Origin of the sequence: Promicromonospora sukumoe, from assembly GCF_014137995.1 — a bacterium.
Taxonomy (GTDB): Bacteria; Actinomycetota; Actinomycetes; order Actinomycetales; family Cellulomonadaceae; genus Promicromonospora; species Promicromonospora sukumoe.
This window is the reverse complement of the sequence record NZ_JACGWV010000002.1, coordinates 107,392-124,173: the sequence shown is the minus strand read 5'-3', so window position 1 is coordinate 124,173 and position 16,782 is coordinate 107,392. Positions and strand designations below refer to the sequence as shown.

Below are 16,782 nucleotides of genomic sequence, written 5' to 3'. Positions count from 1 at the left end.
GTGCAGCGCAGGGTGAGGGCCGAGGAACGAGGCACTCGCCCGGAGCGGAACCGCAGATTCAGTCGAGAAACAAACAGAGCACTGCACCTACGCAACCCCAGTCGAACTGAGCCGAAGGAGACCCAAGTGAACCAGCCGTACGACCGGGGGACCCCCGTCGCCGTCCGCGCCGCGCGCGGCACCACCCTGACCGCCCGGAGCTGGCAGACCGAGGCGCCGCTGCGCATGCTGATGAACAACCTCGACCCCGAGGTGGCCGAGCGGCCCGACGACCTGGTGGTCTACGGCGGCACCGGCCGGGCGGCGCGCGACTGGCCGAGCTACCACGCGATCGTCCGCTCGCTGACGGACCTGCGCGAGGACGAGACCCTGCTGGTCCAGTCGGGCCGTCCGGTGGGCGTGCTGCGGACGCACGAGTGGGCGCCGCGCGTGCTGATCGCCAACTCCAACCTCGTGGGCGACTGGGCCACGTGGCCCGAGCACCGGCGGCTGGAGCAGCTCGGCCTGACGATGTACGGGCAGATGACGGCCGGTTCCTGGATCTACATCGGCACCCAGGGCATCCTGCAGGGCACGTACGAGACGTTCGCGGCCGTGGCCGCCAAGCGGTTCTCGGGCACGCTGGCCGGGACGCTCACCCTGACGGGCGGCTGCGGCGGCATGGGCGGCGCGCAGCCCCTCGCCGTCACGCTCAACGGCGGCGTGTGCCTCGTGGTCGACGTCGACCCGGCCCGCCTGCACCGCCGCGTCGAGACGCGCTACCTCGACGTCGTCGCGTCGTCCCTGGACGAGGGCGTGGAGCTGGCGCTGGCCGCCAAGAAGGAGCGCCGGGCGCTGTCCGTGGGCGTGGTCGGCAACTCCGCCGACGTCGTGCCGGAGCTGCTGCGCCGCGGCGTCGAGGTGGACGTCGTCACGGACCAGACCTCGGCGCACGACCCGCTGTCGTACCTGCCGTCGGGGGTGGCGCTGGAGGACTGGGCCGCTGAGGCGGAGAAGAACGCGGAGGGGTTCACCGAGCGGGCGCGCGAGTCGATGGCGCGGCACGTCGAGGGCATGGTCGGCTTCCAGGACGCGGGCGCCGAGGTGTTCGACTACGGCAACTCGATCCGCGACGAGGCGCGCCAGGGCGGGTACGGGCGGGCGTTCGACTTCCCGGGCTTCGTGCCCGCGTACATCCGGCCGCTGTTCGCGGAGGGCAAGGGGCCGTTCCGCTGGGCGGCGCTGTCGGGCGACCCGCGCGACATCGCCGTGACCGACCAGGCCGTGCTCGACCTGTTCCCCGACGACGACCACCTCGGGCGCTGGATCCGCGCCGCCCAGGAGCGCGTCGCGTTCCAGGGGCTGCCCGCCCGGATCTGCTGGCTCGGGCACGGGGAGCGCGACGTCGCGGGCCTGCGGTTCAACGAGCTCGTCGCGTCGGGGGAGATCTCGGCGCCGCTCGCGATCGGACGCGACCACCTCGACTCCGGCTCCGTGGCGTCCCCGTACCGGGAGACGGAGTCGATGGCCGACGGCTCCGACGCGATCGCGGACTGGCCGCTGCTGAACGCCCTGGTCAACACGGCCTCGGGCGCCACGTGGGTGTCGCTGCACCACGGCGGCGGCGTCGGCATGGGGCGGTCGATCCACGCCGGCCAGGTCTCCGTCGCGGACGGGACGGCGCTGGCGGCCGAGAAGCTCGCGCGGGTCTTGGCGAACGACCCGGCGACGGGCGTGCTGCGGCACGTCGACGCCGGGTACGACGACGCTGTGGCGGCCGCCGAGCGCGGCGGGCTGCGGGTGCCGATGCGGGAGGGGGCGTGACGGGGTCGGGTGCGGGTTCGTCTGCCGCGGGCGGCCTGCTCGGGGCGATCGCCGACGTCGGGCGGGCGTCGTCGGGCGGGTACGAGCGGTTCGCCTGGACCGTGCACGACCTGGCCCTGCGCGAGTGGTTCGCCGCCGAGGCCGCGGCGCGCGGCCTGGACGTGACGACGGACCGAGCCGGGAACCAGTGGGCGTGGTGGGGCGACCCGGACGCCGACGGGCCCGGCGTCGTGACCGGCAGCCACCTCGACTCGGTGCCGGGCGGCGGCGCGTTCGACGGTCCGCTGGGCGTGGTGAGCGCGTTCGCGGCGCTGGACGCGCTGCGGGCGTCCGGCGTCGTGCCCGCTCGGCCGCTGGCGATCGTGAACTTCTCCGACGAGGAAGGGGCGCGGTTCGGGCTCGCCTGCCTTGGCTCGCGGGCGGTCACGGGGACCGTCTCGGCGGACCGGCTGCTCGCGCTGCGCGACCGGACGGGCGACAGCCTCGCGGACGTGCTCGGGCGGGTCTCGCCGGGCGGTTCGGGCGTGTCTAGCTCGTCTCGCGGGTCGAGCCTGTCGAGACCTGGTGAGGTGTCGACAAGCTCGACCAGCGGCGTCGGCGTCGGCGTCGGTGGTAGCGGGAGCTGGGGCAGCGGCGGCGTGTCGCTCGAGCACTACGGGCGCGACGACGAGGCCCTCGCGCGGATCGGCGTCTTCGTCGAGCTGCACGTGGAACAGGGCCGGTACCTCGCCGACCTGCCCGCGGACGAGGCGGCGCCCGTCGCCGTCGGCGCCGCGATCTGGCCGCACGGCCGCTGGCGCGTCGACCTGGCGGGCGAGGCCAACCACGCCGGCACCACGCCGCTGGCGCACCGCCACGACCCGATGCTCGACCTCGCGCGACTGATCACCGACGTCCGCGCCGCCGCCGAGCAGGCCGGGGCGCTCGCGACGCTGGCCAAGGTCGAGGTGGAGCCCAACGGCGTCAACGCGATCCCGTCGCGGGTGCGTGCCTGGATCGACGCCCGCGCCGAGACGGAGGACGCCGTCCTCGCGGTGCTCTGCGGCCCGGGCGGTGTGGGCGGTGCGGTCCCGGTGGAGGCCGGGCACATGACCGCGGGTCCGGTAGCGGAAAGAGTGCCCGGAGAGCGACCAGGTCTGCGCTCATCTGCGCCGGGTGGGCCCGGCGGACGCGGCGGGCCGGGCACGGGCGGGGGGCTCGGCGGGTCGAGTGGGTCCGGCGTCTTCGGCGGGCTGGGGGAGTGGGCGCCCGTCGAGGAGTCCTGGACGCCCGCGACAGTGTTCGACCCGGCGCTCGCGGCGCGGCTCGCCGACGTCGTCGGGCGGCCTGGCTCCGACCTGCCCGCCCCTGTGATCGGCACGGGCGCCGGGCACGACGCCGGCATCCTCGCGGCGGCCGGCGTGCCGACCGCGATGCTGTTCGTGCGCAACCCGACGGGGGTGTCGCACTCGCCGGCCGAGCACGCCGAACAGTCCGACTGCGATGCCGGCGTCGAGGCCCTGACCGCCGTCCTCGCGGACCTGCTGACGACCCCGGCCGTCCCGCTGGGCAGGTCGGCGACGCCGGTCGCCCGGGCAGGGTCGGCTGTCGGCTCGGCCGGGTCGGCCGCGCCAGCTCGACAGGGCCTTCCGTGACCTCTCTTTCGAGACCTAAGTTTCTTCGCTTTGCGGCCGGCCAAAGCGAAGAAACTTAGGTCTCGAAGGACAGACACGAACAGCGACGGAGCACGGAACGCGAGAGGAGAGTCATGAGCGGCTTCTGGTGCGAGCGGGCCTGGCTGCCGGGAGTCGGCGGCACCGGCAGGTCTGTCAGCGGATCGACCCAGGCCGACGACGGGCCAGCCCCCGGCGGAGTCGTCGAGTCCGTGCGGGTCGTGACCGACGGCGGACGGATCGTCGCCGTCGAGCCCGGGGTCCCGGCGTCGGACGGCGATGTGCGCCTGCGCGGCGTCGTGCTCCCGGGGCTCGCCAACGCGCACTCGCACGCGTTCCACCGCGCCCTGCGCGGCCGTACCCATGCCGACGGCGGATCCTTCTGGACCTGGCGGGACGGAATGTACGCGCTCGCAGCGGCCCTGACGCCGGAGCGGTACGAGCGGCTGGCCCGCGCCGTCTTCGCCGAGATGTCGCTGGGCGGGACCACCGCCGTCGGCGAGTTCCACTACGTGCACCACCGCCCCGACGGCACGCCGTACCCCGCGGCCGACGGCGGCCCGAACGCCATGGCCGAGGCCCTCCGCTCCGCCGCCCGGGACGCGGGCGTGCACCTCACGCTGCTCGACACCTGCTACCTGCACGGCGGCCTGGGCCCCGCCGGGTACGAGCCCCTCGCGCCGGAGCAGGCCCGGTTCGGCGACGGCTCGGTCGAGCGGTGGGCAGCGCGTGTGGACGCGCTGCGCACCGCCTGGGCCGACGACGACCGCGCGCTCGTCGGCGCCGCCGCCCACTCGGTGCGCGCCGTCGCCTCGGACGAGCTCGCCGCCGTCGCCCGCTGGGCCCGGGCGGCGGGCGCGCCCCTGCACGTCCACCTGTCCGAGCAGCCGGGCGAGAACGAGGCGGCGCTCGCGGCCCTCGGCGTCACCCCGACCCGGCTCCTGCACGACGCCGGCGCGCTCGGCCCCGGCACCACCGCCGTCCACGCCGTGCACCTGACCGGCGACGACGTCGCGCTGCTCGGTACCTCGGGCACGGGCGTCTGCCTCTGCCCGACGACGGAGCGCGACCTCGCCGACGGCATCGCCCCGGGACTGCGGCTGGCGCGCGCGGGGTCCCCGCTGTCGGTCGGCACGGACCAGCACGTCACCGCCGACGTGCTCGCGGAGGCGCGCGGCGTCGAGGAGCACGAGCGGCTCGCGTCCGGACGGCGCGGCGCGTTCGCCCCGGCGACCCTCGTCGAGATCGCGACGTCGGCCGGGCACGCCGCGCTCGGCCGCCCCGACGCCGGACGGATCGCCGTGGGCGCCCCCGCCGACCTGGTCGCGGTACGCCTCGACACGGCCCGCACCGCCGGGACCGACCCCGCCCAGGTCGTGCTGGTCGCGGGCGCGGCCGACGTGTCCGACGTCGTCGCGGGCGGCGACCTCGTGGTGCGCGACGGTGTGCACCGGGCCGGCGACGTCGCCCGCATGCTCGTCGAGGCGATCGAGGAGCTCTGGGCGGCGGCCGGCCAGACCGCCGTCGTCGGCAAGGCTGCCGGGCTGCCCGCAGTCGGCCAACGCGCGGGGCTGCCTGCCGCCGGTCAGGACGCCGTCGTCGGCCAGACCACGGCCCGACCCGCGGCCGCACAGGACATCACGAGGGGGAGCGACGCATGAGCGTGCTGCTGACGAACATCGGCGAGCTGGTCACCAACGACCCGGCGCACGGCGGGTCGGGGCCGGGCCTCGCGGGCGGCGAGGGGTTCGCCCCGGACGGGATCGGCATCGTGCCCGACGCCGCCGTCGTGATCGAGGAGGGCCGGATCGCCTGGACGGGGCCGGCGTCGTCGGCACCGGCGGCTGACGACGTCGTCGACCTCGCGGGGCGCTGCGTCCTGCCCGGGTTCGTGGACTCGCACTCGCACACCGTCTTCGCGGGCGACCGCGCCGCCGAGTTCGCCGCCCGCATGACCGGCGAGCCCTACACGGGCGGCGGCATCGCGACGACGGTCGCCGCCACGCGCGCCGCGAGCGAGGACGACCTGCGGGCGCGCGGCCGGGCGCTGGTGCGCGAGATGCTCGCGCAGGGCACCACGACCGTCGAGATCAAGAGCGGCTACGGCCAGGACATCGCCACCGAGGCCCGCACGCTCCGGATCGCCCGCGAGCTCACGCCCGAGACGACGTACCTCGGCGCCCACACCGTCCCGGCCGAGTACGCCGACGACCGAGCCGGCTACATCGACCTCGTCACCGGCCCGATGCTCGCCGCGTGCGCGCCGCACGCCCGCTGGGTCGACGTGTTCTGCGAGCCCGCTGCACCCACGGCCTTCGACGAGGACGAGTCCCGCGCCGTCCTGCTCGCCGGCCTCCGGGCGGGGCTCGGCGCCCGCGTGCACGGCAACCAGCTCGCGGCCGGCCCCGGCGTGCGGCTCGCGGTCGAGGTCGGTGCGGCGAGCGTGGACCACTGCACCCACCTGACCGACGCCGACGTCGACGCCCTGGCGGCCTCCTGGAGCGGCGCCGCCTCCCGCGGCTTCGCTCCCGAAGCGGTGCGCCTCGCCGACGCCGAGGCTGGGCACGGGCGCCCCGCCGACGTAAGGCCTGGTGTTGGACAGCCTGCCGACGTCGGATCTGGGGATGTGCGGCGTTTCGACGTCGGGCCTGGTGCCGGGCTCGGGACGGTCGCGACCCTGCTGCCCGCCGTCGAGTTCTCGACGCGGTCGCCGTACCCCGACGCCCGCCGGCTGCTCGCCGCGGGCGTGCCGGTCGCGCTGGCCACGGACTGCAACCCCGGCTCGGGCTACTCGTCGTCCATGCCGTTCGTGGTGGCGCTCGCGGTGCGCGAGATGCGCATGAGTCCCGCGGAGGCGCTCTGGTCGGCGACGGCGGGCGGGGCGGCGGCGCTCCGCCGGGACGACGTCGGGCACCTGGGGATCGGTGCCCGCGCCGACCTGACCGTCCTCGACGCCCCCAGCCACACCTACCTGTCCTACCGCCCGGGCGTCCCGTTGATCCACCAGGTCTGGCAGTCGGGCACCCGCGCCGTCTGACGAGCCCGCGAGCCCGGCCGCCCCCTGACCGTCCGACTGACCGCCCAGCGCACCGACCAGCTGACCGTCCGACCCAAGCTGCCCGACGTACCTGACTTGTCCGACCTGCCCGCAGCGGCACTCACCTTCGAGACCTAAGTTTCTTCGCTTTGGCGGGCTCGAAAGCGAAGAAACTTAGGTCTCAAAGGAGATGTCCCCCGCGGGGGATCGGTCGACGTCGGCCCGGGCGGCACCGCTCGGGTCGGTCGCCGACGTCCCCGGGCGGCACCGGGTGGGCCTACAACTGAACGTAGGGTTGGTCGCTCTAAGAGGGCTCTTAGAGCGACCAACCCTACGTTCGACGACGGCGGTCGGCGGCGACAGCCGACGACGACGACGGTTGACGACGCACCGGTCGGCCACGGGCCGGTGACGACGACGGCCGGCATCACGACAGCCGGCGCCGCCTCCGGCTACTGTTCCGTGATGCCCAGGTCCGGGGCGGCGACGAAACGCGCCCTCGCCGTTGCCGCGCCGTGGAGCTCCAGGAGCACCAGCTCGTTGCCCGACTCGCGCACCAGCGGGCCCGGGACGTACAGCGTGTGCGTGGGCCCGAGGCTCCAGTACCGGCCGAGCAGCTCGCCGTTGACCCAGGCCAGGCCCTTGGTCCAGCCGTCGAGCCGCAGGAAGTGGTCGGCGCCGCCGACCGAGTCGAACGTCGCGCGGTACAGGCCGGCGCCGACCGGCCGCAGACCGCGGTCCGCGACCGGTAGCGCACGACCCGGCGCGTCGAGGGCGGCGCGGAGCAGCTCCGGCGCGTCCTCGACGAGCAGGGCGCCCGCCTCCCACTCGTCGATGGTGCGCACCGCGGTCCGCACCGGCCCGATGAGGCCCTTGGGCTCGCCGATCCGCCGGCCGTAGTTGACCCGGCCCTGGTCCTCGACCAGCAGCGTGAGGTCGCCCGCGGCGGCGGGCAGCGGGACGGCGAAGGTGTGCGAGCCGCGGTCGAGCACGCCGATCTGCTCGTCGTCGAACAGGACGACGGCGCGGTCGCGCACCTCGGCGACGGTCAGGACGGCGTCGTCGGGCCGGATGCGGGTGCGGTAGACGGAGAAGCCCGACCACTGCCGCAGGTCGTCGGTCGTGGGCGTCGACGTGAACGCGCGCAGGTCCTCGCGGAGCAGGCTCGGCAGTGCGTGGGCCAGCGGCACCACGTGGGCGGACAGGTCGACGTCGAGCACGGGTGACGCCGGCGCACCAGCACCCCCGCCGTCACCAGCACCCCCGCCCCCAAGAGCAGCAAGACCAGCAGGAACATCCTCCGCCACCGGAAGATGCCGCGCGATCACCTCGCGCATCGCGTGGTACTTGGCGGTCGGCGTGCCGTCTTCGGCGAGCGGCGCGTCGTAGTCGTACGACGTCGTGATGGGCCGGTAGATGCCCTTGTCGTTGGCGCCGCTGGTCAGCCCGAAGTTGGTGCCGCCGTGGAACATGTAGAGGTTCACGGAGCCGCCCGCCGCGAGCAGGTCGTCCAGGTCGGCGGCGTTCGCCTCGGCGGGCGCGAGGTGGTGCTCCAGCCCCCACGAGTCGAACCAGCCGTTCCAGAACTCCATGCACATCAGCGGGCCCTTGGGCTGGTGCCGGCGCAGGATCTCCAGCCGCTCCTTGCTGCGCGAGCCGAACGTCGCCGTCTTGTGCAGCTCGGGCAGGCCGCCGCGGGCGAGCATCTCGTCGTCGGCCTGGTCGCAGGTGAACAGCGGCACGTCGATGCCCTGCTCCCGCGTCAGGTCCACGAGCGCGCGCAGGTACTTCTGCCGCTCGGGCAGCGGGTCGTCCCCGTAGGCGCCGTACTCGTTCTCCACCTGCACCATGAGCACGGGGCCGCCGCGCGTCACCTGGCGCTCGGCCACCAGGGGCAGCAGGTTCGCGAAGTACGTGCCGATCGCGGCGAGGAACCGCGGCTCGTGCCGCCGCACGCCGACGGCGGGGTCGGCGAACAGCCAGCCGGGCAGCCCGCCGCCGTCCCACTCCGCGCAGATGTAGGGCCCCGGGCGCACGATCGCGTGCAGCCCCTCGGCGGCCACCAGGTCCAGGAACCGGCCGAGGTCGCGCCGCCCGGTCAGGTCGAACGTGTCCGGCTCGGGCGCGTGGAAGTTCCACGGCACGTACGTCTCGATGGTGTTCAGGCCCATGAGCCGGGCCTTGCGGATCCGGTCGGCCCACTGGTCGGGGTGCACGCGGAAGTAGTGCAGCGCTCCGCTGACGACCTGCATCCGCTCGCCGTCGAGCAGAAAGTCCTCGGGTCCGATCTCGAACGTCGGCATGTGGTGTTCCTCAGGGGGTGGGCCGTGCGGCAGAGGCACGAGGCGTGGGACGTGGGTAGGGAAGTGGGTGGGGACATGGGACGACGGCGGGGGAAGGCCCCCCCGCCGTCGTACCGGTCAGCAGCTCAGCCGCGGCTCACTCGCCGACGGTGAAGCCCTGCTCGTTGCCGTACTTGACGATCGACTCCTGCCAGGCGCCCAGACCGTCCGCGAGCGACGTCGAGCCGGTGTAGGCCTGGCCCGCGGTGTCGGGGAACACGCTGTTCGCGTAGACCTGGTACGGCAGGTACTGCCAGCCCGGGACCACGCCGGTGGCCGACGCCGAGAGCACCTCGTTGATCTTCTGCCCGCCGAAGTACTCGGACTCCTCGGCGAGGAACGCCTCGTCGTTCAGGTCGGCGAGCGTCGCCGGGAAGTTGCCGCCCTCCAGGCGGGTCGCGACGCCGTCACCGGCGTTCGCGTACTCGAGGAACCCGTAGGCCAGCGCCTTCTTGTCGCTCGCCTCGGTGATCGACAGCGCGGAGCCGCCGTTCTCGGCCGTCGCGTTCTCGCCCTCGGTCCACTGCGGCATGGGCGCGACGCGCCAGTCGCCCGACGCCGGGGCGGCGCCCGACTCCAGGTTCGCGGGCATCCAGGCGCCCGTCACCAGCGCGGCGATCTCGCCGCTGCCCAGGCCCTGGAACCACTCGTCGGACCAGGCCGGGACGTTGGCGACGAGGTCGTCGTCGAGCAGCCCCTGCCACATCTCGGCGAACCTGGCCGAGCCCTCGTCGCCGAGGTCCACGGTCACGTCCGTGCCGTCCACCGCGAAGGGGTGGCCGCCGGCCTGCCAGATCATCGACGTCGCGAAACCGGCGTCGCCGTTGTCGGCGGTGATGTACGCGTTCGGGTCGGACTCGTTGATCTTCTTGGCGGCGTCGGCGAACTCGTCCCACGTGGCCGGCACCTCGACGCCGGCTTCCTCGAACGTCTTCGCGTTGTAGAACAGCGCCATCGGGCCGGAGTCCATGGGCAGGCCGTACACGGCCTCACCGCTGGTCACCGCGCCCCACGGGCCGGGGGAGTAGGTGCTGTCGAGCTCGCTCGCGCCGAAGGGCGCGAGGTCGGCCAGCGACTCGCCGATGGAGAACTGCGGCAGGGCGTAGTACTCCATCTGGGAGACGTCGGGCACGCCCGAGCCCGCGCTGATCGCGTTCTGCAGGGCCACGTAGTGGTCGTTGCCGGTACCGACGTTCGCCAGCTCGACGTTCACGTTCGGGTACTCGGCCTCGAAGTCCTTCACGACCTGGTCCAGCGTGGGCTCCCACGCCCAGACCAGCAGGTCGCCGCCCTCCTCGAGAGCCGCGGACACGTCCTCGGGGGAGACGGTCTCCGCGGCGTCGCCGCCGTCGGACCCCGAACCGCAAGCGGTCAGGGTGAGCGCCAGGGCGCTCGCCGCGGCGAGCGCGCCCACGGCGCGGTGGTGGCGGATGGTCATGGTGGTTCCTCTCACTTCATCGTCAGTCGGATCAGGTCTCTGGCAGTGCCGTCGTGCTGGGGGTGCTCACTCCTTGACGCTGCCGGCGGCGAGACCCGACTGCCAGTAGCGCTGCAGGAGCAGGAAAGCCACGATGAGCGGCAGGATGGTCAGGAGGGAGCCGGCGATGACGAGGTTGAAGATCGCCTCGCCGCCGGCCGTGGTCGCCTGCGCGTTCCACGCGTTCAGGCCCAGGGTCAGCGGGTACCAGTCCGGGTCGCGCAGCATGATCAGCGGCAGGAAGTAGTTGTTCCACGTCGCCACCACGGTGAACAGCAGCACCGTGACGATGCCGGGCGCCATCATCGGCAGGCACACCTGGAAGAAGGTGCGCGCCTCGCTGGCGCCGTCGATCCGGGCGGCTTCCATGATCTCGTCGGGCACGGCGTCGGCCGCGAAGGTCCACATGAGGTAGAGCCCGAACGGCGAGATGAGCGACGGGATGATCACGGACCAGGGCGTGTTGGTCAGGCCCAGGTTGGCGAACATGAGGAACGTGGGCACCGCCAGGGCGGTGCCGGGCACGGCCACGGCACCGATGACGACGGCGAACACGGCGCGCTTGCCGGGGAAGTTGAACTTCGCCAGGCCGTAGCCGCCGAGCAGGGCCAGCAGCGTGGCACCGCCCGCGCCGACCACCACGTAGAGCAGCGTGTTGAGGAACCAGCGCCCGAAGACGCCGCCGTCGTAGGTCAGGACGCCGACGATGTTGTCCCACAGGGCGAAGTCGCCGCTGAACCACAGGCCGAACGAGCTGAACAGGTCGGGCTGCGTCTTGGTCGCGTTGATCAGCAGCCACACCAGCGGGATCAGCGCGTACAGGCCGATCAGGGCCGTGAGCACCGTCAGCAGGATGCTGCGCGTGGGCCGGGCGTGCGAGGTGCGGCGGTTGCGCAGGCGCGGAGGGGACTTGCGGGGGCGCACGGTGGGCGCGGTCATCAGGACGTTCGTCATGGCTCAGGCCTCCTTGCGCATGCCGCGCAGCTGCACCACGTAGGCCACGAGCATCGTGAGCACGCCCATGATGATCGCCACCGTGGCCGAGTAGTTGTACTGCTGGCCGGAGAAGGACAGCGAGTAGGCGTACAGGTTCGGGGTGTAGTGCGTCGAGATGTAGTTGGGCGACAGCGGCTGCAGGATGCTCGGCTCGTTGAAGAGCTGGAACGAGCCGATGATCGAGAAGATGGTCGCGACCACGAGGGCGCCGCGGATGGCGGGCAGCTTGATCGCGGAGATCACCCGCCACGGGCCGGCGCCGTCGATCTCGGCGGCCTCGTACAGCGAGGTGGGCACCACGCGCAGCGCCGAGTAGAAGATCAGCATGTTGTAGCCCACGAACTCCCAGGTCACGATGTTGCCGATCGCGGGGAGTACCAGCGCGGACGCCAGCGGGTCGGGGATGCTCGTGCCGAACAGGTCGTTGACGTTGCCGACCAGGCCGAAGCGCTCGCCGTACATGAAGCCCCACATGAGCGCCGCGACCACACCGGGCACGGCGTACGGCAGGAAGATCGTCAGGCGGAAGAAGTCACGCCCGTACAGCCGGCCGCTGTCGATCGCGAGGGCGACGAGCAGCGAGATGCCGAGCATCACCGGCACCTGGACCAGCAGGAACAGCGTCACGCGGCCCGCGCCGTCCCAGAACTGGGGGTCGGTGAGCACCCGGGCGTAGTTGTCGAACCCTACGAACGAGGTGCCGCCCACGAGCTGCGTCTGGAACATGCTCAGCCAGAGCGAGTAGACGATCGGTGCGAGGAAGACCAGGGCGAACACGGCCATGAAGGGGCCGACGAAGCCCCAGCCTGTCCAGCGGGAGCGGCGTCGGGCACGCCCCAGGGTCTTGGGCACGGCCGGCGGCGATGCGAGCGTGGTCAAGGGAAGTCGCTCCTTCACGAGTGGGGTCAGCATGGCGTCGTGTTGACGTCAACATGGTGACGCGGACTAGGGTGCTCGTGAGTTGCCGGAGGTGTCAAGCGCGCACCGGTGCGAGGCACATCACGAGGAGGTGGATGCCGTGGAGGGCAGAGGTCCGTCCCTGGGGGACGTCGCGGTGCTGGCCGGTGTGTCGACCCAGACCGTTTCCCGTGTGTCGATGGGACTCGACAACGTGCGTCCCGCGACGCGGGACAAGGTGCTCGCCGCGATGGCGCAGCTCGGCTACGCGCCCAACACGGCGGCGCGCGCCCTGCGGTACGGGAGCTTCAGGACCATCGGGATGATCGCCCACGGGCTCGCCCGGACCGGCGAGTCCCGCACCATCGAGGCGGTCGTCGAGGCGGCGCGCAACGAGGGCTACACGGTCACGCTGATCGACGTCGAGAACCCGTCGTCCGACGTCGTGGCCGCCGCGGCGACCCGGCTCTCCCACCAGGCCATCGACGGGCTGGTGATCGTGCGCGCCGAGACCGTCACGCCCGACTCGCTCGCGCTGCCGCCCCACCTGCCCGTCGTGGTCTCCGACTCGCGGTTCGTGGGCCACCACCCCGCCGTCGGCGCAGACCAGGTCGACGGCGCCCGCCGCGCCACCCAGCACCTCCTGGACCTGGGGCACCGCACCGTGCACCACGTCCGGGGCCCGGCCGGCTCGGCGCCCGCGCAGCTGCGGGCCGAGTCGTGGCGGGACACGCTGGTGGCGGCCGGGCGTCCCGTCCCCGAGATCGTTCCGGGGGACTGGACGGCCGGGTCCGGGTACGACGCCGGACGGCGGCTCGCCGCGGACCCCGAGGTCACCGCCGTGTTCTGCGCCAACGACGAGATGGCCGCCGGGGTGCTGCGGGCCCTGCACGAGGCCGGGCGCGAGGTGCCCGGCGACGTGTCCGTGGTGGGGTTCGACGACATCCTGCTCGCCGAGTACCTCTGGCCGCCGCTGACCACCGTGGTGCAGGACTTCGGAGAGATCGGCCGCCGCCTCGTGGCCCGGCTGCTGCAGGAGGTCCGGGCGGGCGGGGGCCCGGCCAAGGCGGGTGCCGGGGACCTGCACGAGGTGGTCCCCGTGGAGCTCGAGGTCCGGGAGAGCACGGCGCCGCCGCGGGGCTGACCCCCCGGGCCGGCGGGTGAACATCGGGGTGATCTCGCGCACCTTCCGGGGCACCGTCGCCGGGCCTCGCGGGCCCGGCCCGGGGCCTTGTCCCAGGCGGACGGTATACGGTCGGCCCTGAGCCGGTGAGAGCGTGCCGAGATCGTTACCCGCAGCGCCTGCCGGACACATTTACGGTACCGAACATTCACCCCGGGACCCGTAGGATCGGCTCGATGGCGCAATCAGACGGCAGGGGTGGTACCCGCGTGGAGTCACAATCGACAGGGGCTCTGCTCGACCCGTCGACCCGTCCCACCTGGCGCAGCTCCGCGGTCGCCGCCGTCATCGGCGTGCTGGTCTTCGCCTTCCTCATCTGGCAGGTGATCGTCCGCGGACCGTTCATCGCGTGGGACTGGCAGTTCCACTACTACGTGGACTCGCACCACCCCGTCGGGTGGGAGAAGGCCTTCCTCGACATCGTCGCCAGCGTCACGGGCGAGCGCATGTTCACCATCCCGATGGTGGGTGGCACCGCCCTCTACGTGGCCCGCAAGCAGGGCGGCCCCGGCTCGCTCTGGGACATCTGCACGCGCCGCCCGGTGCTCGCCGTCCTGGCGGGCCTCGCGACCATCGCGCTGATCGGCTATGGCACCAAGTTCGGCCTGGGCCGTACGGGCCCGCACCACAACATGGACGTGCTGCACGCCGGTGGCCAGGCGTTCCCGTCGGGTCATGCGGCGAACACGTTCTTTACCGGCTTCTTCATCCTGTGTCTGCTGTTCACCCAGCACGGGCTGTACCCGAGCGTGTCCCGGCTGCGCACGATGATCCCCGTGGTCGCTGTCATCGTGATGATCGCGGGCGCCCTCATGTCCTGGCTGGACTACCACTGGCTGAGCGACATCCCGGGCGGCTGGCTGCTCGGGTTCATCGCCTGCATGGTGGCGCTGTCGGTGCTGCGCGCGCCGGGCCGGGAACGAGAACCCGCCCCGACGCCGCCCGCGTCGCCCGCGCCCTCTCCCGAAGCCTCCTAGAGCCGCCTCCTAGAGGCGCGCCAGGGCGGCCCCGACCAGCTCCTCGACGACGTCGCGTACCGCGGCCCGGTCCGCCGGGACCAGGCCGATGCGGGTGCGGCGGTCCAGGACGTCGTCGGCGTCGAGCGCGCCCTCGTGCGTGACCGCCCACTCGACCTCGGCCCGCGTGACGTCCAGATGTTCGGTGCCCGCGATGCCCTGCCCGACGGCGGACTCCGCACCCGGCAGGGTCGCCGCGGCCAGCACCTGTTCCGCCTCCGCGCCGTAGCGGGCGACGAGGGCGGGGGTGAGGGCCTCGGCCCGGGTCTCGACGGGCTCGACCAGCGGGTTCGCACCGACGAGCGGCAGGTTCGTCGTCCAGCACGGGCCCGCGGTGAGGCCGGCGTACTTGACGGCCAGGTCGACGGCGTCCTCCGCCATGCTCCGGTAGGTCGTCAGCTTGCCGCCCAGCACGTTGACCGCGCCCGTCGACGGCGACACCTCCACCAGGTGCCTGCGGGAGAGGTCGGCGGAACCCGGCCCCGCGCCGTCGTCCGGCCCGGCTCGGTCCACGAGGGGCCGCAGCCCCGCGAAGGCGCCCACGACGTCGTCGGGCAGCAGGGGGCGGTCCAGCACGCGCGAGACCGTGGTCAGCAGGAAGTCGATCTCGGACGGCGTGGGCACGGGCACGTCGGGGACGGGGCCGGGCGCCTCCTCGTCGGTGAGGCCGATGATGACGCGGCCGAGCTGGGCCGGCAGCGCGAACACGAACCGCGAGCCGGAGCCGGGTACCGGCACCATGAGTGCGCCCGCCGGCGAGCCCAGCCGGGCGGCGGGCACGACGACGTGGGTGCCGCGGCTCGGCCGCAGCCGCACGGACGGGTCCACCGTCCCGGCCCAGACGCCGGTCGCGTTCACGACCACGCGGGCGCGCGCCGTCAGGGTGGCGCCGGTCAGCGTGTCCTGGAGCGTGGCGCCGTCGGCGCGCAGGTCCGTCGCCCGGACGCGGGTGAGGATCTTCGCCCCGCGCCCCGCGGCGGTGCGGGCCAGGGCGACGACGAGCCGCGCGTCGTCGACGAGCTGGCCGTCGTGCGCCACCCACGCCCCGTGCAGGTGCTCGCGGGCGACCGCCGGCACGAGCCGGGCGGCCTCGCCCGGCCGGGCCAGGCGCGGTGCGGGCAGCACGTCCGACGACGTCCCGGCGTCGCGCCGCAGGAGGTCGCCGAGCCCGAACCCGATGCCCGCGGTGATGCCCTGCCGCGGCCCGACGCCCGAGGTGAGCGGCAGCACCTGCGGCAGCGCCCGGACCAGGTGCGGGGCGGTGCGCGTCATCAGCACGTGCCGCTCGCGGGCGCTCTCGCGGGCCACACCGACGTCGCCCGTGGCGAGGTACCGCAGGCCGCCGTGCGCCAGCTTGGAGCTCCACCGCGAGGTGCCCCAGGCGAGGTCGTGCGCCTCGACCAGGGCGACGGACAGGCCGCGCGCCGCGGCGTCCAGGGCCACGCCGACGCCGGTCACGCCGCCGCCGACCACCAGCAGGTCCACCGGCTCGGCGGCGAGCTCGTCGAGCTCGCGCGCGCGGCGCCGGGCGGTGAGGGCGGTGCGCTGCATCGGTCCTGCTTCCGGGTCGGGGTCCTGGTGGCGGGGGTGGCGGACGCCGGGGTGCGGCGTCCTGGTCAGGGGCGGAGGTAACCGTCCAGGGCGTGCGCGAGCTCGGCCCGCAGGGCGTCGTCGTCGATCACGGTGGTGACGGTGCGCTGGGAGAGCACCGCGGACTGGGAGATGAGCAGCACCATGACCGCGAGGTCCGTGGCGGAACCGGCGCGGACCGTGCCGCCCTGCTGGGCGGCGCCGATCGCGGCGGCGAGCCACTCCAGGATCACGCGCTGCGACCGGCCGATCCGCTCGAACGCGTACCGCGTGAAGACCTCGGGCTCGTCGGTCAGCAGGCGCCCGAACACCGGGTCGGCGCGCAGCAGGTCGCCGAACCGGACCACCTTGGCGACGATCGTCGCGCGGTCGGCGGCCCGCGGGCCCACGGCGGTGATCACGAGCTGGGCGCGGTGCGCGAGCAGGGCGCGCAGCACGTCGTCGGCGGACTCCCAGCGGCGGTAGACCGTGGGCCGCGAGACGCCGGCCGCGCGGGCCAGCTCCGTGACGGACAGGCCGCGGGTGCCGCGCGTGGCGACGAGCCGGGACGCGGCCTCCAGGAGGCGCGCCTCGGTGCGGTCGGCAGACTCGGAGGAGCCGCCGGGGGCAGTGTCGAAGGCGTCGGGGGCCGGTGTGATTCCGTCCGGGCCTGCATTACGAATTGTCATCTTGTGTAACACTGTAACGCGGCGCCGCGAAGAGGCCAACGCCGGCCTGGTCCGACGCCGACCGGACGGCCGGGCGCCCGCGACGCGACCCGCCGGACCGACGACCGCACCCGACAACCGC

General features: G+C 73.7%; 12 protein-coding genes. 6 read left to right on the top strand and 6 right to left on the bottom strand.

Annotated features, from left to right (window positions below; all coding sequences use genetic code 11):
* The first annotated feature begins 126 nt into the window (after nt 1-126).
* The 4 genes from hutU to FHX71_RS17750 all read left to right on the top strand — a co-directional run bounded on the left by hutU (nt 127) and on the right by FHX71_RS17750 (nt 6,492).
* A complete protein-coding gene (hutU, locus tag FHX71_RS17765; RefSeq protein WP_182618873.1) occupies nt 127-1,803 on the top strand; it encodes a urocanate hydratase in 1,677 nt (558 codons plus the stop codon).
* Nucleotides 1,800-3,437, top strand: a complete 1,638-nt coding sequence (locus FHX71_RS17760) for a Zn-dependent hydrolase (protein WP_182618872.1) — start codon at nt 1,800-1,802, stop codon at nt 3,435-3,437. The genes hutU and FHX71_RS17760 overlap by 4 nt, the downstream gene beginning before the upstream one ends.
* A 113-nt stretch (nt 3,438-3,550) precedes the next feature.
* Nucleotides 3,551-5,116 carry a formimidoylglutamate deiminase gene (locus FHX71_RS17755; RefSeq protein ID WP_182618871.1) on the top strand — a complete coding sequence of 522 codons (1,566 nt, stop codon included), beginning with the start codon at nt 3,551-3,553 and terminating at the stop codon, nt 5,114-5,116.
* Nucleotides 5,113-6,492: an amidohydrolase family protein gene (locus FHX71_RS17750; RefSeq protein ID WP_182618870.1), complete on the top strand. Its 1,380-nt coding sequence runs from the start codon at nt 5,113-5,115 to the stop codon at nt 6,490-6,492. The genes FHX71_RS17755 and FHX71_RS17750 overlap by 4 nt, the downstream gene beginning before the upstream one ends.
* Nucleotides 6,493-6,944: 452 nt before the next feature.
* Here the strand turns inward: FHX71_RS17750 and FHX71_RS17745 are convergent, their stop codons facing one another.
* The 4 genes from FHX71_RS17745 to FHX71_RS17730 form a co-directional block, all read right to left on the bottom strand.
* Nucleotides 6,945-8,795, bottom strand: coding sequence for a glycoside hydrolase family 35 protein (locus FHX71_RS17745; RefSeq protein ID WP_182618869.1), 1,851 nt, complete (start codon nt 8,793-8,795; stop codon nt 6,945-6,947).
* Nucleotides 8,796-8,931: 136 nt separating this feature from the next.
* Entirely contained in the window at nt 8,932-10,272 is a 1,341-nt protein-coding gene (locus FHX71_RS17740) for an ABC transporter substrate-binding protein (protein ID WP_182618868.1), read from the bottom strand.
* Nucleotides 10,273-10,338: 66 nt separating this feature from the next.
* Nucleotides 10,339-11,265 (bottom strand): carbohydrate ABC transporter permease, encoded by a 927-nt coding sequence (locus FHX71_RS17735; RefSeq protein ID WP_182618867.1) that lies wholly within the window; start codon nt 11,263-11,265, stop codon nt 10,339-10,341.
* A 3-nt stretch (nt 11,266-11,268) separates the two neighbouring features.
* A complete protein-coding gene (locus tag FHX71_RS17730) occupies nt 11,269-12,219 on the bottom strand; it encodes a carbohydrate ABC transporter permease (RefSeq protein ID WP_376770142.1) in 951 nt (316 codons plus the stop codon).
* Nucleotides 12,220-12,316: 97 nt separating this feature from the next.
* On the opposite strand from FHX71_RS17730, the gene FHX71_RS17725 reads away from it, so the two are divergent.
* Both FHX71_RS17725 and FHX71_RS17720 read left to right on the top strand, forming a co-directional pair.
* Nucleotides 12,317-13,348 (top strand): LacI family DNA-binding transcriptional regulator, encoded by a 1,032-nt coding sequence (locus tag FHX71_RS17725; RefSeq protein ID WP_182618865.1) that lies wholly within the window; start codon nt 12,317-12,319, stop codon nt 13,346-13,348.
* A gap of 215 nt (nt 13,349-13,563) precedes the next feature.
* The gene (locus FHX71_RS17720) at nt 13,564-14,364 is read left to right on the top strand and encodes a phosphatase PAP2 family protein (RefSeq protein WP_182618864.1); all 801 of its coding nucleotides are present in this window, start codon (nt 13,564-13,566) and stop codon (nt 14,362-14,364) included.
* Between the two features lie 9 nt (nt 14,365-14,373).
* Here FHX71_RS17720 and FHX71_RS17715 read toward each other — a convergent pair whose 3' ends face one another.
* Nucleotides 14,374-15,954: a glycerol-3-phosphate dehydrogenase/oxidase gene (locus FHX71_RS17715; protein ID WP_182618863.1), complete on the bottom strand. Its 1,581-nt coding sequence runs from the start codon at nt 15,952-15,954 to the stop codon at nt 14,374-14,376.
* 65 nt (nt 15,955-16,019) lie between these two features.
* Nucleotides 16,020-16,661 (bottom strand): TetR/AcrR family transcriptional regulator, encoded by a 642-nt coding sequence (locus FHX71_RS17710; RefSeq protein ID WP_182618862.1) that lies wholly within the window; start codon nt 16,659-16,661, stop codon nt 16,020-16,022.
* Nucleotides 16,662-16,782 lie beyond the last annotated feature (121 nt).